11 protein-coding genes are annotated in these 21459 nt (G+C 54.9%); 4 read left to right on the top strand and 7 right to left on the bottom strand.

Annotated elements, in window-relative coordinates; translation table 11 throughout:
* The first annotated feature begins 88 nt into the window (after positions 1–88).
* Positions 89–1387 (top strand): Gfo/Idh/MocA family oxidoreductase, encoded by a 1299-nt coding sequence (locus ACFPMF_RS02970; RefSeq protein WP_379840954.1) that lies wholly within the window; start codon positions 89–91, stop codon positions 1385–1387.
* 179 nt (positions 1388–1566) lie between these two features.
* Positions 1567–2811 carry an MFS transporter gene (locus tag ACFPMF_RS02975; RefSeq protein WP_379840956.1) on the top strand — a complete coding sequence of 415 codons (1245 nt, stop codon included), beginning with the start codon at positions 1567–1569 and terminating at the stop codon, positions 2809–2811.
* Here the strand turns inward: ACFPMF_RS02975 and ACFPMF_RS02980 are convergent.
* The 6 genes from ACFPMF_RS02980 to ACFPMF_RS03005 all read right to left on the bottom strand — a co-directional run bounded on the left by ACFPMF_RS02980 (position 2793) and on the right by ACFPMF_RS03005 (position 15525).
* The gene (locus ACFPMF_RS02980) at positions 2793–3872 is read right to left on the bottom strand and encodes a sensor histidine kinase (protein WP_379840958.1); all 1080 of its coding nucleotides are present in this window, start codon (positions 3870–3872) and stop codon (positions 2793–2795) included. The genes ACFPMF_RS02975 and ACFPMF_RS02980 overlap by 19 nt on opposite strands.
* Positions 3873–4026: 154 nt before the next feature.
* Entirely contained in the window at positions 4027–6318 is a 2292-nt protein-coding gene (locus ACFPMF_RS02985) for a GH92 family glycosyl hydrolase (protein ID WP_379840960.1), read from the bottom strand.
* 63 nt (positions 6319–6381) lie between these two features.
* Positions 6382–10422, bottom strand: a complete 4041-nt coding sequence (locus ACFPMF_RS02990) for a DUF2278 family protein (protein WP_379840962.1) — start codon at positions 10420–10422, stop codon at positions 6382–6384.
* Positions 10423–10441: 19 nt separating this feature from the next.
* Positions 10442–11500 carry an AAA family ATPase gene (locus tag ACFPMF_RS02995; RefSeq protein WP_379840964.1) on the bottom strand — a complete coding sequence of 353 codons (1059 nt, stop codon included), beginning with the start codon at positions 11498–11500 and terminating at the stop codon, positions 10442–10444.
* A 4-nt stretch (positions 11501–11504) separates the two neighbouring features.
* A complete protein-coding gene (locus tag ACFPMF_RS03000) occupies positions 11505–13136 on the bottom strand; it encodes a CHAT domain-containing protein (protein WP_379840966.1) in 1632 nt (543 codons plus the stop codon).
* A 34-nt stretch (positions 13137–13170) separates the two neighbouring features.
* The gene (locus ACFPMF_RS03005; protein WP_379840968.1) at positions 13171–15525 is read right to left on the bottom strand and encodes an ATP-binding protein; all 2355 of its coding nucleotides are present in this window, start codon (positions 15523–15525) and stop codon (positions 13171–13173) included.
* 951 nt (positions 15526–16476) lie between these two features.
* On the opposite strand from ACFPMF_RS03005, the gene gyrA reads away from it, so the two are divergent.
* Both gyrA and ACFPMF_RS03015 read left to right on the top strand, forming a co-directional pair.
* Positions 16477–19029, top strand: coding sequence for a DNA gyrase subunit A (gene gyrA / locus ACFPMF_RS03010; RefSeq protein WP_379840970.1), 2553 nt, complete (start codon positions 16477–16479; stop codon positions 19027–19029).
* A gap of 72 nt (positions 19030–19101) precedes the next feature.
* Positions 19102–20529 (top strand): tetratricopeptide repeat protein, encoded by a 1428-nt coding sequence (locus tag ACFPMF_RS03015; RefSeq protein ID WP_379840972.1) that lies wholly within the window; start codon positions 19102–19104, stop codon positions 20527–20529.
* Between the two features lie 227 nt (positions 20530–20756).
* Here the strand turns inward: ACFPMF_RS03015 and ACFPMF_RS03020 are convergent, their stop codons facing one another.
* A complete protein-coding gene (locus tag ACFPMF_RS03020; RefSeq protein WP_379840974.1) occupies positions 20757–21449 on the bottom strand; it encodes a Dph6-related ATP pyrophosphatase in 693 nt (230 codons plus the stop codon).
* Positions 21450–21459 lie beyond the last annotated feature (10 nt).

Consider the following 21459-nt stretch of genomic DNA (forward strand, 5'->3'; position numbering starts at 1 on the left):
AGTTAAGCGGAGGAGAGCAGAGTTTATCAGAGGCTCCGCTTACCTCCGCGAAACAACCCCTTTAAACTTCCTAAACCTCTTATAACTTATGCAAAACGATTCCCGAAGAACCTTCCTGAAAACCGCAGCTACCGGTTCCCTGGCGGTGCTGGGGTTGCCCACCATCATTCCGGCGCATGCTTTTGGCGCCAACGACCGTATCCGCGTGGCCGTCATCGGCGTTAACGGGCGGGGGAAAGATCACATCGCCAATTTCGCCAAACTGCCAAACGTCGAGGTGGCCACTCTCTGCGATGTCGATAACGTTGTTTCGGCCCAGCGGGCTGCCGAATTTGAGCAGAAGTACAGCCGCAAGGTGAAAACCGAGCAGGACCTGCGCAAGGTCTACGACGATAAAAATATTGACGCCGTGAGCATTGCGACGCCCAACCACTGGCACGCGCTAGCGGCCATCTGGGCGTGTCAGGCCGGGAAGGATGTGTACGTCGAAAAACCGGGTACGCACAACCTGAAAGAAGGCCGGAAGCTGATCGAAGCGGCTTCGAAATACAACCGGATCGTGCAGCACGGGGTGCAATTGCGGAGTTCGACGGCCATTCAGGAAGCCATCAAGCACCTGCGCGACGGGCTGATCGGGAAGGTCTATATGGCCCGGGGGCTGGTTTATAAATGGCGGCCCGATATCGGCAATCAGGGAAATAGCGCCGTTCCGGAGGGCCTGAACTGGGATCTCTGGCAGGGACCGGCCAAAGCGCGGGCGTTCAGCAAAAACTACGTTCACTACAACTGGCACTGGTTCTGGGATTACGGCAACGGTGACATCGGCAACCAGGGCATTCACGAAACCGACCTGGCGATGTGGGGGCTGGATGTTGGCTTCCCGGAAGAAATCAGTTCGGCGGGGGGCAAATACCTCTGGAAAGACTGCAAGGAAACGCCGGAAGTGCTGACCTCTACCTACAATTACCCCAGGGAAGGCAAGGTGATTCAGTTTGAGGTGCGACCCTGGATGACCAACAAGGAAGATGGGGTGGAAGTCGGCAACCTGTTTTACGGCGACAAAGGGTATATGGTCATCAACGGCTACAACGATTACAAGACATTTCTGGGTAAGGAACGCACCCCGGGACCAGCCGGGCACGCGGGCGGTGATCACTACCTGAACTTTATCGAAGCGGTGCGGTCGCGCGACAAATCGAAACAGAACGGACCGGTGGAAACCGCCCATTTGGCGTCGGGGCTGGCCCACCTGGGGAATATCGCCTACCGATTGGGTCGCCAGTTGAAATTTGATCCGAAGAAAGAAGAGTTCATCAGCGACTCCGAAGCCAACGCCCAGCTGACGCGCCAATACCGCGCGCCCTACGCGCTGCCCAAGCAAGTATAGAACCTGTATTGGATTTGCGGTTTACAGTTTTCGGTTTTCAGGTGCTGACGCATAAGATGTTAAATTTAACGACAGTTGTTTGATGCTAATAAAAATGCCTTAGCCACCATAGCGATGGCCCGGCGATAACCGTAAACCGAATCCAGTAAACCGTAAATCTATAAACCTTAAACGATAAAATGATTGAGCAACCGAAAACCGAGAAGAGCGTGAGTAGCCAATTGCTTCAGTTGCCGGTCATTGTGGCCGCGCTGGGCTATTTGGTGGATATGTACGATTTATTTCTGTTCAGTGTCGTGCGCGTTCCGAGCCTGAAAGCCATTGGGGTGGGGTCGGACCGGCTGCTGCCCGACGGCATCATGCTGCTGAACTGGCAAATGGCCGGGATGCTGCTTGGGGGCATTTTCTGGGGCATCATGGGTGACAAACGGGGACGGTTGTCGGTTTTGTTCGGTTCCATTCTGATTTATTCGCTGGCTAACCTGGCCAACGGCCTGGTGACGAGCTTGCCCATGTATGCAGCCCTGCGGTTTGTGGCGGGCGTCGGTTTGGCCGGTGAGCTGGGCGCCGGGGTGACGCTGGTGACCGAGGTATTGCCGAAGCAGATTCGCGGGTACGGCACCACCATCGTCGCCACGATGGGTGTACTCGGAGCTATCATGGCGTATTTTGTCGCCGACCTGTTCGAATGGCGGGTATCGTATTTCGTCGGGGGCGGTTTGGGCTTGCTGCTGCTGGTGCTGCGGGTCAATATTTTCGAGTCGAAGGTGTTTGAAGCCGTGAAGGAGCGGCAGGTGAAACGGGGCGATCTGATTATGCTCTTTACCAATCGCCGGCGGTTCTGGAAGTACATGCAGTGTATTCTGGTGGGGCTGCCCATCTGGTTTGTGGTCGGAATTCTGATTACGTTTTCGCCGGAATTTGGCCAGGCCATGGGGTTGTCGGAACCGGTGGTGGCCGGAAAAGCCGTCATGCTGGCGTTCACGGGGCAGGTGTTTGGCGACATTGCCAGCGGTTTGCTGAGTCAGTATTTCAAAAGCCGGAAGAAAGTCATCGGCAGTTTCATTGCCATCTCGCTGGTTTTTGTGCTGATCTACCTGCTCGCCGGGCTGAAAGACCTGAATGCCTTCTACCTGGTTTGTATTCTTCTGGGCGTCGCCAACGGTTACTGGGCGCTGTTCGTCACAATCGCGGCCGAATTGTTCGGTACCAACCTGCGGGCCACCGTGGCCACGACGGTGCCGAATTTTGTGCGGGGCGCGGTCATTCCGCTGACGTCCCTGTTCGTTTACGGCAAAGCCCAGTTCGGTACCCTGAACAGCGCCCTCGGTGTGGGCCTGCTGACGGCGGCCCTGGCGTTTATTGCGCTGTATTTCATGGAAGAAACCTTCAAAAAAGATTTGAATTACGTCGAAACCGATTGAACCGGCAGTTGGGTCAACAGCGGAAGCGTGACGGTAAAATAACCGTCAGTTTCCTCAATAACCGGTTCGGCGGCACCCAGCAGGCGGTATTTCGCCGTGATGTTGGTTAAGCCTACCCGATTGGACGCCACCCGGATGGTTTTGCGCTGGAGGTTGTTGCGAACCCGCAGCCAGCCGTCCGGGGTCGTTTCAATCTGAATCCGTAGCGGTTTTCCGCTCTGCACCCGGTTGTGCTTCACCGTATTTTCAACCAGCAGTTGCAGGGTGAGGGGTGGTAACTGATGCGTCTGGTAGGTCTCGGAGACGGCAATCGAGAGGGAAACCCCGGCCTGATACCGCATTTTCAGCAGGTGGTAATACGATCGAATAAAATCCAGTTCTTTGTCGAGGGTCGTCAGCGTGTTTTCGTTGGTCTGAAGCAGATACCGGTAGACCCGGGCCATCTCATCCACATACTGTTCGGCCTGCTCGGGCGCTTCACTGATCAGCGACGAAAGTGCATTCAGGCTATTGAATAAAAAATGCGGATTAATCTGATTCTTCAGGACATCCAGCTGGTTGAGCAGTACCTCCCGCTTGTAAGCTTCGGCCTGCAGACTATTTTCCTTCCACTTGGTCAGCGAATACAATCCCTCGTATAATCCGATATACAGAATGACGGTGCAGGTAGCCAGCCAGAGGTTGGTGACGTCAAGACCCGCTGGCTGAAAATTCAGGTAGGGAATCAGCTGGAACGTGTAATACGGAACCAGCAACGACGCGGCAATTGTGCTCAGGAAAACCAGAAATTCCAGCCCGATGCGAATGAACGTCTGCCGGATGTCCGGAAACCGTTTCAGAATACGAAAAATTACCGTGTCCTGGATGATCAGCAGGAGGATGCAAAGCCCGTACACAAAAAGCATGGTCGGAAGCCAGATCCGCCAGTCGGACCAGAAACGCGAACCGAACCAGTTGTACAGGCCAAGGGGAACCGACCAGGAGACCAGGGCCACAAAAATCCAGACGCGTCGCCTGGAAAAGCGTAGCAGGGGATGGTGGAAAAACCGGCGAAAGGGCATTAGCGGTTGACAGAACGAAACAATCGAATCGGTGGGTGAAAGCGCAGGAAACTGCGGACCAATATATGAAATTCGATTGATAGATCAAATCGTAAACCGCCTGCGGACCAGGCGTCTAGCGCAGGAACTACAGGCGGTTTAAAAAGGTGATCGGTCAACGTTTCTCGTTCGAGAAGGAATACGGAAACGCCGAGGGCTGGGTGCCGCGCTGCGGGTTGGGCGTGGGGCGCATCGTGAAATCAATGGTTCCGCCCTGTAGCAATGCCTGGTGACTCAGCCAGTTGTTGGCGTACGGTTTTCCGTTCACCTTGACGGCATCGACGTAGCGATTTTTCTCACTGTTGGTTGGCGAATTGATCACCAGTTGTTTGCCGTTTTCGAGTTGCAGCGTGGCTTTTTTAAACAGGGGAGCACCCAGCACATATTGATCCGTTCCGGGGCAAACCGGGTAAAAACCGAGCGCCGAGAAGACGTACCAGGCCGAGGTCTGGCCGTTGTCTTCGTCGCCACAGTAGCCGTCGGGCGTGGGCAGGTACAGCCGGTTCATGGTTTCGCGGACCCAGTACTGGGTTTTCCAGGGCGCTCCAGCGTAATTATACAGGTAAATCATGTGCTGGATCGGCTGGTTGCCGTGGGCGTAATTGCCCATGTCGGCAATCTGCATTTCCCGGATTTCGTGGATCACGCTGCCGTAATAACTTTCGTCGAAAACCGGCGGCAGGGTAAACACCGAGTCGAGCTTGGCGATAAACTTCTGCCGTCCGCCCATCAGCCCGATCAGGCCTTCCACGTCGTGAAAAACCGACCAGGTGTAATGCCAGCTGTTGCCTTCCGTAAACGCATCGCCCCATTTGAACGGGTTGAACGGTTTCTGAAACGAACCGTCCCGGTTTTTCCCGCGCATCAGACCCGTGGCCGGGTCGAACAGGTTGCGGTAATTCTGGCTCCGTTTGGCAAACCGGTCAATTTCGGCCTGCGGACGTTTCAGGGCTTTGGCCAGTTGATAAATTGTGAAGTCGGCGTAGGCATATTCGAGCGTCCGGGCGGCATTTTCGTTGATCTTCACGTCGTACGGCACGTAACCCAGTTCGTTGTAGTACTTCACCCCGCGCCGGCCTACGGCATCCAGCGGTCCTTCATTTTCGGAATTTTTCAAAACCGCTTCGTACAGCGTGTTGATGTCGTAGCCGCGCAGCCCTTTCAGGTATGCATCGGCCACAATCGAAGCCGAGTTGGAACCGATCATCGTGTTCCGCAGCCCCGGACTCGCCCACTCGGGTAGCCAGCCACCTTCCTTGTAGGCGTTGACCAGCCCTTCCTGCATCTGGGCGTTGAGCGTGGGGTACATCAGGTTCAGAAACGGAAAGAGCGAGCGGAAAGTATCCCAGAAACCGGTATCCGTAAACAGATAACCGGGTAACACCTGGCCGTTGTACGGGCTGTAATGGACCACTTTTTTGCTGGCGTCGATTTCGTAGAATTTACGCGGAAACAGCAGCGAGCGGTACAGACAGGAATAAAACGTTCGGGTCTGGTCGACCGTGCCGCCCTCGACCCTGATCCGACCCAGTTCCTTGTTCCAGGTGGCTTTGGCTTTCTGGGCCACCGTTTCGAACGAGTCCGAACCGATTTCGTTCAGGTTTAATTCGGCCTGTTCGGGGCTGATGAACGAGGACGCCACCCGGACGTTGACCACCTCGCCTTTGCGGGTTTTAAAACCCACTACCGCGCCGACATGATCGGCCTGCAATTCAAGAAGCTGGTTTTCCGGTCGTTTGCCGCGAAAAACTGTGCGGTGCGCAAACGGCTTGTCGAAAATCAGGACGAAGTAGTTTTTGAAATTTTTGGGAACGCCCCCGCTGTTTTTGGTCGTGTATCCGACGATCTTGTTTTCGCCGGGAACGATTTTGATGAAGGAACCCTTGTCCAGTGCGTCGATCACCACCGAGGCACTGTCGGTCTGCGGGAAGGTAAACCGGAAGCGGGCGGCCCGCTCGGTGGGTGCAATTTCGGTGGTGACGTTATGATCGGCCAGATACACCTTGTAGTAATACGGTTTGGCAATTTCGGCTTTGTGCGAAAACCAGCTCGCCCGTTCGTTCTCGTCGAAACGGGTTTTTCCGGTCACGGGCATGATGGCAAACTGGCCGTAGTCGTTCATCCAGGGGGAGGGCTGATGCGTCTGTTTGAAGCCCCGGATTTTGTCGGCTGCGTAGGTATAGGCCCAGCCGTCGCCCATTTTTCCGGTTTGTGGCATCCAGAAATTCATGCCCCAGGGGAGCGCAATGGCCGGATACGTGTTGCCGTTCGACAGACTCGGTTTCGAATCCGTTCCCATCAGCACGTTCACATACTCGACCGGATCGGTAATCTGGCCGACGGTCTGGGCGCGGAGGGGTTCGGCAAGGAGCAGCCCGAAAAGAAGCAGGCGGAAAAGCTTTCGCATAGAGAAATGTTGGGTAAAACCGGAAAATTGGTCACAAAGGTAAGATCCGATGGCCGTAAATTCCTACTTGGCGGTGGCGGGCCGGACCGGATCGCCGTTCTCGTCCACGGTGGTCGATTGGGAAGAAAACCGGATGGCCACGGCTTTAGGCGTACTGCCGTCAACAATAAAACCGCCGTCCTGCCAGGGGGCATTGTACGATTGGTTGGGTGGAGACGAGCCCTGGTTCATGTGAACGTAGCGAATTTCGTTGAAACCGTTTCGGAGTCTAAAAACCGTATCGTCGGTTCCGGGTTGCCAGCGGGATCCCCAGACATAGACCCGGGGCTGCGATTTTTCGGGTATCCGAAGCTGCTGCATTAAATTTTCGGGGGAGATCGGACGGGTTTCGTGCGGAGCCGGAACCGCGAAATAACTGCGGGCCGAGTTCCAGATGCCGGCAATGAGCTCTTTGATTGCCGCAACGAGCCGGGTTTCGGTCAGGTTGAGCGGCCCGACCAACAGCATCAGTTTCGTCAGTTCCGAAACCGTCATTTTGTTGACAACCTTAAAGTCTTTGTACGAGTCGTCCGTCCGCAGGTAATCGAGGGCGCCGGCGGCCCGGTTTTTCGCGAGCGGGTAAAAGCCTTCGTTCGCCGTTCGGAACTGTTGAAAACCGGGAATTTTCTGCACCAGACTCCCTTCTGCAATGGCAATGACCGCCTGATCGGAGGGGGCATTCGTCGGCTGATGATCAATACGGACCCGGTATTCCTCCTTGTTGGCCCGGATCAGCAGGTAAAGGTCACCATTGACCACCCGCGATTGGGCCAGTGTCCCGACCAAAACCCCGTATTCACCCGGAATGCCGCGTTTTTCGACGGGAGCCTGGGTTTGCGGCTGCGTTTGGGCGGCTTGCTCCCTGGTAGCCGGGTAGGTGGTGGAAGGCAAACTCTGTGACGGTTGCGCTGATTTTGCTGCCGTATCCGGATAATCCGGTTTTGATTGCACCGGCGTCTGAGTGGGCGCGGAACTGGGCCGGTTTTTGGGCGGTGTCCGGCGAATGGGCTGTTTACCCGCTGGTGGTTTGACCGCGGTTGGTGGTTGCTTTTTCGGCGTAGTAACGGCTGGGTCGGGCGTGGCTTGGGCCGTCGGAAGAAAGCTATAGTACATTTTGATGCGGGCAGCCTCGATTCGGGCCAGAGCGTCCTGGCGGTCTGGCGAAAGCGTGACGCTGGGAACCCGGACCCGGAGGATGTTTTTCGGACCTGGCACGTGGGGCAAATACAAATTCACGCGGTTGAATTGTCCAGCCAGTTGGGCGGCTTGAATCGTCTGCCGTGTTAGGCGTACCCCCGTCGCATTAGTTTTTTTATCCAGCAGACGCACTTGCCGGATGGACGAATCCGCCGGTATGGGCTGGTTAAGTAGTTTGATGTAACGAACCAGTACCGAATCATCAGGGATGTCGTCCAGGAAGTTAAACCAGGAGACAGGGGTGACCATCCGGGGTACTTCCCCGCGTGGACTTAACACGTGCAGATCGAGTGGATCGCGCGAGGCTATGAATTGAAGGTGTTTTCCGTACTCATACCGCAGGGCGTGCAGGTTATACAGGGCTTCGAACGTGACCCGGTGCCGAAGCGAGGCCATTAGAAACGCTAGCCGGAGAACGTACCGCTCTTTTTCCCGGTTGGCCAAATCCGTTTTCCCAGTCGAACTGGCGGTTTCTTTATAGTCCAGATACGGAATCGTGCCGGGAAAATAGCCAATCGCCCGGGCCAGCCGTTCGGTTTCCGCCCTAAACGAAGAATCGTCCAGATTTTTAAGGGTGGCGGTAGCCGCCACATTATTAAACCGCGCGGCACTGTCGAGGGTCGGGCGGGTTGTATACAGCAGCGAAACCGGCCTGGGCAGGGCACGCCCGGTTTGCTGCGGCAATCCCCAGGAACCGGCCAAAAACAGCAAAATCGCCAGGACGGCCAGAGTCAAAACCGTAATCCGTTGCTTCTGAACCCGGGTCCGCCGAATTTCCTGCGTCAGGGCCGGGTCGGTTAGCAAACCCGCCTGCTGATAGGGAGCCAGTTTTCGCAGCGCTTCCGGTTTTCGGTTTTCGTCGGTCAGCCAGACTTCGTAGGTGTGCATTTCCCGTTCTTCGTCGGCCAGACTGCCGGGGCGGGTTCGGGTGGCATCCAGCAGGCTCAGCACAGCGGTCTGAATCCGGGACTTTAGCTGGGGCGGAAACTGCGCAAACTGTTCCAGTAAATCCTGGCGCAACCGGCCCGGCAGGGTGCGTTGCTGGAGCCAGGGCAAGGCGGTTAGTTTCAGCAGGTTCGTTGTCGTGACGAGCGTTGCGGTTTTGTAAGACGACTCAATCGCCTTGCCGATGGCCAGCGTCATTTCCCAGGTAGGGGTGGGATACACCGCCGTTGCGTAGGCCCATTGTTTCAGGAGCGTTTTGGTTGATTCCTCCGGGTTTTCGTTTTCAAAAGCAGTCTCCAGAAAGGCATCGATGTCGCGGATCGTCAGGGCATCGGGCGGAATGTCGAAGAAACCGCGATCCGGTTTTTGACCGGGCGGGACCGAAAACCGTCGGCGCAGTTCCTGAAAGGTGGGCCGCTCGTCGGCCTGAAAATACGCGCGCAGCAGCAACTGCCCGTCGGGTGTGGCGGGCAGGACAATGAAAAACCGGCTGAGCAGTTTCTCGACGTAGGTCCAGTTTTCGGGATAAACCGGCGTCAGCAGCGCGCGCTTTTCCCAATCCTCGAACAGCTTGATTGCCCAGGCGGCAACCGTGTTCCGGTCGTGATCGATCAGCCGGATTCCTTCCGTGATCAGAACGAGGTACGAACTGCGGTGCCGCCGGTACAACTCTTCGATGGCAATTCCCCGGGGGTATTTTTCGCCCCAGCAGGTGCGCGGATCAGCGTTAAAAAACAGGGTTTCCAGTTCCACATCACTGTCTGTCAGGATATTGCTGAGGTAGGCATACAGCCGGGCCTGCTGGTGAAAGGTCGAACGGTTGTCAATCAGGACCAGGTAGCGGGGGCGGCTTTTGATGGCGTGGTAAAAAAGAACCGGGTAACCGCCCGCCCGGACCGTGGCCCGGATGCTCCGGCTCAGGTGAATCATCAGGCGCTGGCTTTCGTCGCGCTGGTTCAGTTGCCGGGCCCAGACATCCATCGAATCCGCGACTTTGATGCCTTTTTCCTGGTCGGGGAAGGTCAGAAAATACGGCGGGCCGTCGGCGGGCGGAAGGGTTCGCCGGGTAAAAAAATACCGGAACACTACCAGGCCGATCAGCCCGATACTTAGGAAAACTACCAGGGCCAGCGCCCAGGGGTTCAGGCTGTTCACCGCCTGAAAAACCGCTGGTGCTTCGATCAGCGGAAAATCGGGGGTCTTTGGGCTATCATTCCGGTAGAAATTACTCAGGCGAACGGATTGATTGCACGTTCCGCCGGAAGCCGTAATGGTCACGCTGGACGGAGAATCCAGGGATTGAAACGTATGGACGACGCTCGAATCCGTCTGCGTAGTCAACGTCCGACCGTCGCTGAACTGCCACCGGTACCGGATGGATTGGTTGCGGCCCGGACTCGCGTTCAGGAAGGTAATCGTGCTGCCTTCTATCGACTGGACTTTAATCGTCAGGACGCATCGTGGGTCGGCCAGCCGGGCCGGTTGGGTTATGGTACGATCGGGTGGTGGGGGTGGGAGAGAGTCTGGTTTCGAATAATAAAGAAGTACGATACCCAGCAGGAGGATGGCTGCGGCCACGATGCCCCAGCGGAGAAACGCCGGATGTATCGGTTTTTTGGGGGGAGCAGCAGGATCGCCAGCGGACGGGGCGTTTACCGCCGAATCGAGCATCACCCGGTCGAAAACCGCCCCGAATTTTTCCTGTTCCAGATCGGAACGCGACACCACCGGCCCCAGCATTTCCTTCAGGGCCTGAAGCGATCGACCGGACTCCGACGGCCGGGCTAAACCGTTGAGAAAATAGACACTGGCGATGGTAAAACAGCGGGCGTAGACCTCCGGCGTTACGGCAAAACCCTCCAGCCGAAGCTGCTCGAGCAGTTCGCCCAGGGGCAAGGGGCGGTAAACCGGGGCGGGTGTCATAGGCCGTCAGGCGGACAAATCAGACGTTTCGGGAACTGGCAAACGCCAGGTCTTCGGCATGTTTGGCCAGAATGCTGTAGCTGGCCAGTCGCTTCGTTTCTTCCACGTCGGCCAGGGATTTGCCGCGCAGAATATCGTTTCGCAGAAAATACATCCAGCTGATCAGCTCGGCGGTGGCCGGTTTTTTCTTCAGGTTCTCGTTCTTGAAATTGACGAAAAAGGTAATGTATTTCTCAATCAGGTTTTCGAGTTCGGCCGGTTTTAAGCCGTTGTCGGGGAGCTTGCCGAAGAGCTGGCTGAGCACGATTTTCTTCAGTTGTTCTTCCCCGGGAAACTCGATATGGTAAAAGATGCAGCGACGCAGAAACGCATCCGGCAGGTTTTTCTCCGAATTACTGGTCAGGATGACGAAGATATTCCGGGAGCCGATGCGGTATTCGGCGTTTCCGTCTTCCCGAACCTGAAACCGGAACCGGTCGAGTTCGTTGAGGAGGTCGTTCGTGAAATCGCGGGGTGCCTTGTCCACTTCGTCGATCAGCACCACCGAACTGCGCGGTTGGGACACGTCGGTGTCGAGCATGGGGAGATACGGGCATTTTTCGAGCATCTCCGGGTTGCTCAGAACGATGGCCTGCCCCAGCGCCTGGAGCCGGATGTGTCTGGCAACTTCCGGAACCGGCGGTTTTTCCGGAACCGCCAGCACGGTCGCGGGGGCGGTTCCGGATTTTTCTTCCGCCGGTTTGGCCGCGTCAAAATGGGTCGCGTGAAAGTGTCCCAGCGCATCGTATAAGTAGAAAAGGTCCGTCGATGTTGAAACGGTCTTGGTGTTAAAGACCAGCGGTTTGCTGAGGTACTCGTCGGGAAACTCCTGGTAGAGATCAGCCGCCAGCTTTTCGGCCAGCCGCGTTTTGCCGGTTCCGGGTTCGCCCGTTAACAGCAGGGGTTGTTTCAGCAGAATCGCCACCCGGACGGCATTGTAAAGCGCCGAGTCGAGGATGTAGTCGGACGGATTCTTTTCCAGCCGGGGGGCATCCAGTTCGGTCGGCTTATCAAACGTAAACTTTTCGATCATCGACATAGCGTCAGTCGGGTTGATTATTAATGCGTTCAATCAGGCGCAGCAGGCGGGTTTCCAGCGTCGGGACATCCAGTTTTTCGTTTTTGTCGACCGGAACCACCTGTTTTACGTCCTGGAAATCGTTGTCCGAGTAGCTGTTGACACTCAGGTAGTTCTGAAACCAGTTGCGGATATCTTTTTCGCCATCCGGAACGGTTAGCAACTCATCGCCCCGGTTGAGAATCACAAGCGGGCTGTTTTCGAGGTCGTCGGGATCGAAAAAACCGGGGGCTTTGAACGGTTCCAGCAGTTTCCGAACGGGGTTGCCGCCGAAGAAATCCCAGAGCCGCGCTTTCTTCGGCGCATAAATAATGTTCCAGAAAAAGAGCAGGTACGGCGGCTCGGCGGGGGGGGCGGTTTGGGCCGGGCGAAACGTGCTGATAAACTGCTTGATCGACCGAACGACTTTTTCGTCCAGATCGTCGGAATGGATTTGCAGGGCGACAATCGTGTAGTCGCTCCGCCGAACGTCCGGCAGAGCCAGAAAACTATCGAACGAAAGATCCGTGTCGGCATTTTCGCCTTTCACCACTTTGTAAACCTCGCGGGCGATGCGGAGGGGTTCGCAATGCACCCGGTTCAGCTTGGCAATCATGTCGTCGGTCACCCGCTGGCGGTTGTTGGGGTTGAACGGGTAGGTATATCGACGTTCCGGCGCTTTCGTGATTTTCTCGTACACCAGTTTCCGGGCCAGCCCCAGGGGCGACTGGCTGTCTTCGCCCACCAGCAGAAAGTGCTGTACGGACCGACGCAGGTTGTCGGGGCGGTAATCCAGATCAAAACTCGGGTAAAACCGGCTGAGGTAACCGTCGCGGTCGCATAAATAGGCCTTTTGCCGGTCGATGGCCGACGGTCGGACAGCTGTTGCCAACTCGTTGAGCAAATCCCAGTTGAGAATGTCGGGGTTGGCGTAGTAGAGACCCCAGGCGCAGGGCTGGTCGGGAATCTGGGTCGAAAAACCGCCCCGCAGAAAAAGCGATTGTTTGGCCGATAAGGTACTGGAGGACGAAACCGCTTCGTCGAACGCCTGCCGCAGGGTTTTCCGCGACCGGGTGAAGGAGAAGTAAAACTTTTTGGCAAATTCACTCGCCCGACCGTCGTTCACGGCCGTCGAGGTGGCAATTACCGCTTCGACCCCGTGTTCGAGCAGGGCGTTGACGTACCCATAGGTGGAGCAACCGTTCAGAAAAACCAGCTTTGGCTTTTTCCCGCTGAGAAGTTTCAGGAGTTGGTCCCGGTTGTACTGGCCGTCGGTCAGCGTAAAATTGGACTGACTGGCGTGCCCGCTGTAGTGAAAAATGGCCAGTTCCTGGCTGAACTTGACAAACGCCTTGTGGATGGTATCGGCGTCGGTCTCCAGCGACGGGCTGGGATACATGATCTTGTTGGCGAACTCCAGTTCCGAGAACAACTCATCGATGTACCTGATTTCGTCCTTTACCTCGCTCAGATAAGGCGCATCGATCACCGATGACGGATTGGCACTGGCAATAAAAACAACCGGCTTTTCCATGGTACCTTGCTGAGCAAACGGTAGACTGGAAAGTAAGATAAAGAATTGCTCAGAAGCAACGGAGGGCGACTTATTAAACGGCAAGCGCGCAGCATGGCACCGGCAAAATGCCGGTGCCCTAGGTCGGAAGGTTCAGGTGTTTGAGTATGATCTGCGTCAGGCGGCCGGGGTTATACGGCTTGACCAGGATTTCGTCCAGGCCTGCGAGTTGCGCCCGATCCCCGACTTCCTGCGCCAGGCTGGCCGTAATGGCGATAATGGGCAGGGTTTCGTGGCGTTCGCGCATGATGCGGGTAGCTTCGTACCCGTCCATGACGGGCATTTGCAGGTCCATCAGCACGATCCGGTGTTTCGACGAATCGAGCATGTCCACCGCTTCCTGGCCGTTGGTGGCCACATCGACGGTTGCCCCCAGCCGGTCGAGAACACTCCGGGCCAGCAGCACGTTCATGACGTTGTCGTCCACCAGCAGGATCGAAATGCCCTGCAGGGGCTTGTCGTTGGAAACCGGCCGGTTTTCAACGACAAGCTCGTCAACCGGCGGTTTTTCGGGCAGCGGAGCGGCCTTCGGGAAGGTCTGCGTAAAGAAAAACCGGGAACCTGTTCCGGGTTGACTTTCCATGCATAATTCCACATTTTGCAACTCCAGAATGCGCCGACAGATACTCAGCCCCAAACCGGTGCCACCGTAACTGCGCGTCAGCGACGAGTCGGCCTGCGTGAAGCGGTTAAAGATAAGCTCCTGTTTGTCGGGCGCAATGCCAATCCCGGTATCGTCAATGGCGATCGTAACCGTAATCTCCTGTTCGGTCTGGCTCACGACCTTCAGGCTGACCAGTACGCGGCCTTTTTCCGTAAACTTGATGGCGTTATGCACCAGATTGGAAATGACCTGCGCCAGCCGGGTGGGATCGCCGGAAACCCGCGTCCGAAAAGTGGGGTCGATCGACAGGCGTAAATCGAGCGTTTTCTCCCGGGCGGAAGTCTGGAAGGCCGAAACAACGTTTTGCAGGATATCCACCGGGTCCATGGGAAGGTTTTCGAAGGTAATTTTTCCGGCTTCGATCCGGTTGAAATCCAGGATATCGTTGACGATATGCAGCAGGTTGCGGGCCGAGAAAAGCATGACGTCGAGGTGCTCTTTCTGGTCGGAGCGGGGATTGTCCTGCAACAACAGATGCGTCATACCGATGACCGCATTCAGTGGAGTCCGGATCTCGTGGCTCATCGTGCTGAGGAATTCGCTCTTGGCCCGCAGTCCTTCTTCGGCCTGCTCCTTGGCCTGCCGGAGCATGAACGCAAACCGGAAGGAGAGAACGAGCGATTGCAGAAAGAAGAAACCGATATAGCCGAAGAACAAAATCAAATCCTCGGGGAAGGCAATCTGGAAATATTTGAGAATAATGATCAAAAAGACCAGCAGGAGCACGGCCGTGCTCATCAGCGAATAGGGAGCACCGGGCCGACCGCGCCGGGCTGCCAGCCAGTAGATGTAAAAAGCATAGCCGATGTAGACGAACATCAGCCCGAGAAACGGGGTAATGAGCTGCGAAAAAATGGTGGGCGGAAAGAAAACCGTCGTCAAGGCAAAAGCCAGGCTGATGGAGCCGAGCCCGGTGACAAACCACTTGCTAACGTCTTGTGGATACAGCGAATAGGTATAAAGGACGAAAACCGTTACGCCCAGGAACAGCGTCAGGTATTCGAGGTGAATCAGCAACGACCAGCTGGTGCTGGTTGGCAGCGCCGAATGCAGCGAGTAATGATCGCTTCCCACGATTCGGTAACTATACAGCAGGCAAAACAGGGAAAAATACAGAATAGAAACATCGTGTCGCCCAAACAGAAACAGTCCGAGAAAAAACAGTCCGCCCATGAACAGGCAACCGGTCAGAAAAAAATCGAGCGCGTTGATCCGATTGAACTGGAACCGCAGATGATCGGCTTTGCCCAGGGTAAGCTGTTTATAAATCCCGCCTTTGGAATGGTGAAAATTAGCCACCTGAATGAGCAGTTGCAGCGTGTCGGTTTTAGGAATCTGCTTCACCTGGGTCAGCCAGAAGGGAGTCGTGGTTTCCGCCGACGTGCCGGGAATACCGCTATGGGCCAGTTCCTGCCCGTTCAGGTAGACGCGGTAGGACGTATAGGCATCACGTATTTTCAGCGCGAGCGGGGGGGCATTCGGCGGCAGTAAAACCGTCAGGGCGTAGGTTGCGTAGCCATGGGTCGGAAGCGGTTTTCCGTTCCAGGTCTGTTTGCTCCAGAGGCCGGGTAATGGCGTGTATTCGAAGCGGCTTTCCGGATCACCGGGTTTTCGCAAGGATTGCCAGTACCATTTCCAGGTTCCGTCCAGGTTAATGGTCTGGTGTTCGAAATCAATCGTACGGAGGTCGATGACTCCCTGCACCGCCAACGGCGATGCAGGGAGCGATTGGCCCTGGCTGTTCGAACAGACTACCAAAAGAAATGCCATCAGACCGAGGAAGCCGCGGAAAAGTTGTCGATTGGTGCTGCCCGAAGGAAAATGACTTTTCATGAAAAATAAACGTCTCCCTGCGTTGAGTAAAAGAATCTAAAATTACCAGACAAGCGCACGGCTTTTTTTCCGGTAATTAATACTTAACAAATTTTACTCCAAACGTAGGAAGGTTTACCGAGAGTTTTGAAAAATAGTGGTGTAAATATGTGCAAATATAGTGACGAATGGTATAGGTACTCCCTACCGGCCGAAAGGGGAGACGAGCAAACCTGGCCGACGGGTTAGGGATTCGTCAGGATGTGGGCGATGTTCAGTCCGAACGACCGGACTAGATCAATGGGCTGGGTAAATTTTTGATACTCTGCCGGTTTGGCCAGGCAGGAGTTTGTGCCGGGTTCGTAGCAGCGCTTGATGGGGTCGGGTAGGGGGAGGTCGTGAAAATAATGATCGGAAGGGCACGAAAGGCGGGTCGGGCGCGCAGTGCAGAGAGGGGCGTAAAACCGGCCATCCGGGGCATAAAAAATCGGGGCGGGTAAATCGTGGCCATTCTGCCGGTCATCATCATGCGGTTTAACCTCGCAACGGGCCTTTTAGGGGGGTAATAACCTACGTTTTGGTAAGATTTGGAGGGTTGGCCGGGCACCGTGTTTTGAGGCCACCTTGCTTTTGAAAGGTGGTTTTATCATTCGCCAGCGGTGCCAATCAGCGAGTTCCGGTTTTTCTCGAAAAAGGCCGGTTTGGAAGAATCGGCGGGATTTGATTTGGGGGGTGGCCGGAAATTGCACTTCATGCGGTAAATACTTTTATTTGTGGCGGTTTTTTTGCATATTTGTATGATTGGCACCTGGCAAATGGGGCCATCAGCCGCCGGAGAGATTTCCTGAGGGCGGTTCCACTTTTTAACCATCACTTTGTTCGGATTATCGGACAGAGAATTGACTTCTTATGGCAGAAGAAACGGAAGAAAAAAACAATTCCACCAACATTATCCCCATCAACATTGAAGACGAAATGCGCGGAGCGTACATCGATTATTCGATGTCGGTTATTATCTCGCGCGCGCTGCCCGATGTTCGCGACGGTCTGAAGCCCGTCCACCGCCGGGTGCTGTTCGGAATGGCTGAACTGGGTGTGAATTACAATAAACCGTTTAAGAAATCGGCCCGGATTGTCGGGGAGGTGTTGGGGAAATATCACCCACACGGTGACTCGTCGGTCTACAGCACGATGGTGCGGATGGCTCAGGACTGGTCGCTGCGGTATCCTCTGGTCGACGGACAGGGGAATTTTGGTTCCATCGACGGCGATGCCCCGGCGGCTATGCGGTATACCGAAGCCCGGTTGAAGCGGATTGCCGAAGAATTGTTAACGGATATTTACAAGGAAACCGTTGATTTCCAGCCCAACTTCGACGATTCGCTGGAAGAACCAAGCGTCATGCCGGCCAAACTGCCGAACCTGTTGCTGAACGGTTCGTCGGGCATTGCGGTTGGTATGGCCACCAACATGGCGCCCCACAACCTGACGGAAGTGGTCAACGGGATTGTCGCTTACATTGACAACCACGATATCACCATCGATGAGTTGATGGAGCATATTACGGCACCGGATTTTCCGACCGGCGCCACCATCTACGGCATGGAAGGGGTTCGCAATGCGTTCCGGACCGGCCAGGGCCGGGTGGTGCTGCGCGCCCATGCGACCATTGAAGAGAACCGCGGCAAGACCCAGATCATTGTGACCGATGTTCCTTATATGGTTAATAAGGCGGTGATGCTTGAAAAAACCGCCGAGCTCATCAATGACAAGAAGATAGAAGGTATTTCGGCTTTCCGGGATGAATCGGACCGGGACGGTTTGCGGGTGGTGTTTGATCTGAAACGCGACGCGGTGCCGAATGTCGTCCTGAATAACCTGTACAAGCATACGCAATTGCAGTCGGCTTTCAATATCAATAACGTCGCCCTGGTGAAAGGCCGGCCGGTGTTGCTGAATCTGAAAGACATGATCCGGTATTACGTAGAACACCGCCAGGAGGTGATCACCCGCCGGACGCAGTACGAACTGCGGGAAGCCGAAAAACGGGCGCATATCCTGGAAGGGTTGCTGATTGCCCTGGACAACCTGGATGCGGTGATCGAACTGATCCGGAGTTCGCGCGATCCCGAAATTGCCAAAACCGGCTTGATCGAACGCTTCCAGTTGTCGGAAGTGCAGGCCAAGGCGATTCTGGAACTGCGGTTGCAACGACTGACCGGCCTCGAGCGCGACAAGATCATCGCCGAATACGAGGAACTTTCCCGCTTGATTGCGGACCTGAAAGCCATTCTGGCCAGCGAAGAACGGAAACTCGAGATTATTAAGGAAGAACTGCTGGAACTGAAAGCCCGTTTTGGCGATGTGCGCCGGACGGAAATCAACCGGCTGGGTGACGGTAATATCAGCGATCTGTCGTTGATTGCCGACGAGGAAATGCTGATCACGATTTCGCACGAAAGCTACATCAAACGGACTCCGCTGACCGAATACCGGGCGCAGAGTCGGGGCGGAGTGGGCTCGCGGGCGGCCAAGACCAAGGAGGACGATTTCACGGAACACCTGTTCATGGCCACCATGCACAATACGCTGCTGATCTTTACCCAGAAAGGAAGGTTGTACTGGCTGCCGGTTTATGAACTGCCCGAAGGGGGACGCGATTCGAAAGGACGTCCGCTGGCCAACTTCATCAACATCGAGACGGACGATAAGGTGCGGGCGGTGATCAATGTGAAGGATCTGAAAAATACCGACTATATCAATAATAACTATATAGTGATGTGTACCGAGCAGGGGACGATCAAGAAAACCCTGCTGGAAGCGTACTCGCGGCCGCGTCAGAACGGGATCATTGCGATCACGATCAATGAAGAGGAGGGAGACCGGTTGTTGAATGTGTGTATGACCAATGGTCAGAACGACATTGTGATTGCGTCGAGTGAAGGGAAAGCGGTCCGTTTTAACGAAAGCCGCGTGCGTCCTATGGGCCGGACGGCTGCCGGAGTACGCGGGATTGACCTGGAACCGGGCGTAAAAGCGGTCGGGATGGTGTGTATTGGTCGCGACGATGCCCAGTTGCTGGTGGTGTCGGAAAAAGGGTTCGGGAAGCGGTCTCCGCTGGACGAATACCGGGTTACGAACCGGGGAGCCAAAGGGGTCGGTACCTTGAAAGTAACGGATAAGGTCGGCTACCTGGTGGGCATTCTGGAAGTGACCGATTCGGAGGATCTGATGATCATTACCCGGTCGGGAACGGCGATTCGGATGCACGTGGATCAGGTGCGGGTGATTGGTCGGAACACGCAGGGGGTCCGGTTGATTAACCTGCGCGACGGCGACGAAATCTCATCGGTGACCCGCATTCCGCGCGAGGAAGATGAAGAGGTAGAGGAGGGGAACAGCGGTGACCTGGAAGGGCCGTCAAACGGGCCGGAAGAGGCATCCTCTGAGCCAATGGCTTGATATTCCCATATTTTATTCAGTACTTTCCATCATTAATTCAGAAACCAACGTTCAACCCCAAATTTTTTTCATATGAAACGATTCTCGTTTCTTCTGCTGGCGGGATTTTTATCCGTAGGAGCCTACGCCCAACAAGGCCTTGATGCTCTTACCGAAAAAGCTTTCCAGAGCGAGAAAGAAAAAAGCGACAAGGCCATTACCGACGAAAAATCATCCGTAAAGCCTAAAACCTGGCTTGATCGTGCCAAGACGTACGAAAACATTGCAACCCAGGCGATTAAACTGGATTCAAATGCGGCCAATGTTGCTTACGATGCTTACAAGAAAGTAATCGAATTAGACAAGGATAAGAAAACCGGTGGTCCGGGTAAAATGGCCAAGGAAGCGGAAGAAGCCCTGAAAGGGCAGACGCTGTTCCAGGCGTTCATGAACTCGGGCATCTACAAGTACCAGGCCAAAAACTTTACGGATGCGGCCTCACTGATGTCAAAAGCGGGTGAAATCAATCCGAAAGACACGACAGCCGCGCTGTATGCCGGAATCTTTACCCAGAATACGGCAAAGCCGAGCGATGCCAAAGCGCATTTTGAGCGGTATATTGCGAATGGCGGAAAAGATCAGTCGGTGTATACCACGCTGGTGAGTCTGTACTACCAGGACAAGGAAATTGAGAAGGCGCTGGCCACGATCGACAAGGGGATTGCGAACCTGCCGAACAGCAAGGACCTGGCGACCCAGAAAGTCAGTATTCTGGTAACGTCCGGGAAAATGGATGACGCGATTGCCAACATTAAGGAGCAACTGGCGAAAGACCCCAATAATGTCAACAACCTGCTGACGCTGGCCAACATTTATGACGGCAAATTGCGGGATAGCTCGGAAGAACTGAAAAAACTGAAGTCGAGTGCCAAAAAAGGGCCGAATGCGAGCAAGCAACTGGAAGACGAAAAAGCCATTCTGAAAGAATCCCAGGCGGAATTGAAGCGACTGTCGGCCCGGCCCAAAACCGCCGACATCAAAAATCAGATCACGCGGGTTAACCAGATGATTACGGAGTCGAAAACAAAGATCACGACCCTGGAGAAAGAGGTGGCGGAACAGGCGCAGGCTAGCCAGGCCGCCGGCAATCAGGAGCAGAAACTGGCCGACCTGACCAAGACCGTGGAGACCGATCGGGCCAGCGTGAAAGAATATTACAGCAAAGCCCTGCAGGTGGATCCGAATAACTTCGATGCCAACTTTAACCTGGGTGCGGTTTACTTCAACGAAGCCATCCAGATTCGGGAGCGGCTCGAGACCATGGACATGAAGGAATACCAGGCTCGCGGGAAAGAAATCGAAGGCCAGGTTTGTGGGAAGTTCAAACAGGCGTTGCCGTATTTCGAGAAAGCAAAATCAGTGAAAGATTCCGATCAGGATCTGAACGACAACCTGACGAACCTGCAGAATATCCTGAAGCAGTTCGAAGAGAAGAAAGTGCCTTGTATCGAAAGTAAATAACAAAAAGAGAGCGGTTGGTAACGATCGCTCTCTTTTTGTGAAACTCTAGTTAACATAATATAAATTATACAACAAATTTATTGTAGGAGAAATGGACTGAAAAACCATATATAAGGGTTTGATAGCTAATGGATTATGTAAGAGTGGGTAGATCAATGATTTATGGATTCACGTGGAACAATCCAGGGTGTATTAGCGCTCTGGGGGCTTGTTCCGGCGATTAGTCGTTATGCCGGAGACCATAAATCCTGAAAGATAAACCGGGTGTCCCAGTGTTCCGATGAATCATACGAACGCGAAACATGGTCGCCTTTCCGGAAGGCAACCGGTTTTTTGAAAATCGGCCCGTCGTAAACAAACGAATGATACTCGCCGTTTTCTCCGCAGGCATCGACCGTCGGCGGCAGTTCCAATACAATTGTTGCGTCCAGTTCACGCCCCGCCCAGGCAGCTGGCAGGCGGTTTTCGTTCACACATACGATCACGGCCTTGAAACCGGCAGCCGTAAACGTTTGCAGTACGTCGTTTGTAGGTTGGTGCCATAACGGAAAGACAGCCTCCAGGCCGATTTCGCGGAGCTGCTGCTCCCGGTAGCGCCGTAAGTCTTCCAGAAAAATGTCGCCGTAAATAACGTGCGTGATTCCGTGGGCTTTCAGTTCGGACAACCGGTTTTTGGTTAAGGAATTGTATGCATCCATGGAAACGTCACCCGGCAGGTTCAGCCTGAACAATGGAAGCCCGATGGCCCAGGCCTGGGCTTCGATGAGTTCCGCCCGGACGCCATGCATACTGACCCGATTCCATTCGGTGTTGACATTCGTGAGTAAGCCCACGACATCGTATTCGCCGGCCTGGCGACAAAAAAAGAGAGCGAGAGCCGAATCCTTGCCCCCGCTCCAGCTGATAATGGCTTTTTTCATGAGATGGATT

The sequence above is a fragment of the Larkinella bovis genome (assembly GCF_042655385.1).
GTDB classification, from domain to species: domain Bacteria; phylum Bacteroidota; class Bacteroidia; order Cytophagales; family Spirosomataceae; genus Larkinella; species Larkinella bovis.

Excerpts from the sequence above, each read along its gene's own strand:
- ACFPMF_RS02970 (WP_379840954.1), top strand. The coding sequence starts at position 89 with ATGCAAAACGATTCCCGAAGAACCTTCCTGAAAACCGCAGCTACCGGT.
- ACFPMF_RS02975 (WP_379840956.1), top strand. The coding sequence starts at position 1,567 with ATGATTGAGCAACCGAAAACCGAGAAGAGCGTGAGTAGCCAATTGCTT.
- ACFPMF_RS02980 (WP_379840958.1), bottom strand. The coding sequence starts at position 3,872 with ATGCCCTTTCGCCGGTTTTTCCACCATCCCCTGCTACGCTTTTCCAGG.
- ACFPMF_RS02985 (WP_379840960.1), bottom strand. The coding sequence starts at position 6,318 with ATGCGAAAGCTTTTCCGCCTGCTTCTTTTCGGGCTGCTCCTTGCCGAA.
- ACFPMF_RS02990 (WP_379840962.1), bottom strand. The coding sequence starts at position 10,422 with ATGACACCCGCCCCGGTTTACCGCCCCTTGCCCCTGGGCGAACTGCTC.
- ACFPMF_RS02995 (WP_379840964.1), bottom strand. The coding sequence starts at position 11,500 with ATGTCGATGATCGAAAAGTTTACGTTTGATAAGCCGACCGAACTGGAT.
- ACFPMF_RS03005 (WP_379840968.1), bottom strand. The coding sequence starts at position 15,525 with ATGGCATTTCTTTTGGTAGTCTGTTCGAACAGCCAGGGCCAATCGCTC.
- gyrA (WP_379840970.1), top strand. The coding sequence starts at position 16,477 with ATGGCAGAAGAAACGGAAGAAAAAAACAATTCCACCAACATTATCCCC.
- ACFPMF_RS03015 (WP_379840972.1), top strand. The coding sequence starts at position 19,102 with ATGAAACGATTCTCGTTTCTTCTGCTGGCGGGATTTTTATCCGTAGGA.
- ACFPMF_RS03020 (WP_379840974.1), bottom strand. The coding sequence starts at position 21,449 with ATGAAAAAAGCCATTATCAGCTGGAGCGGGGGCAAGGATTCGGCTCTC.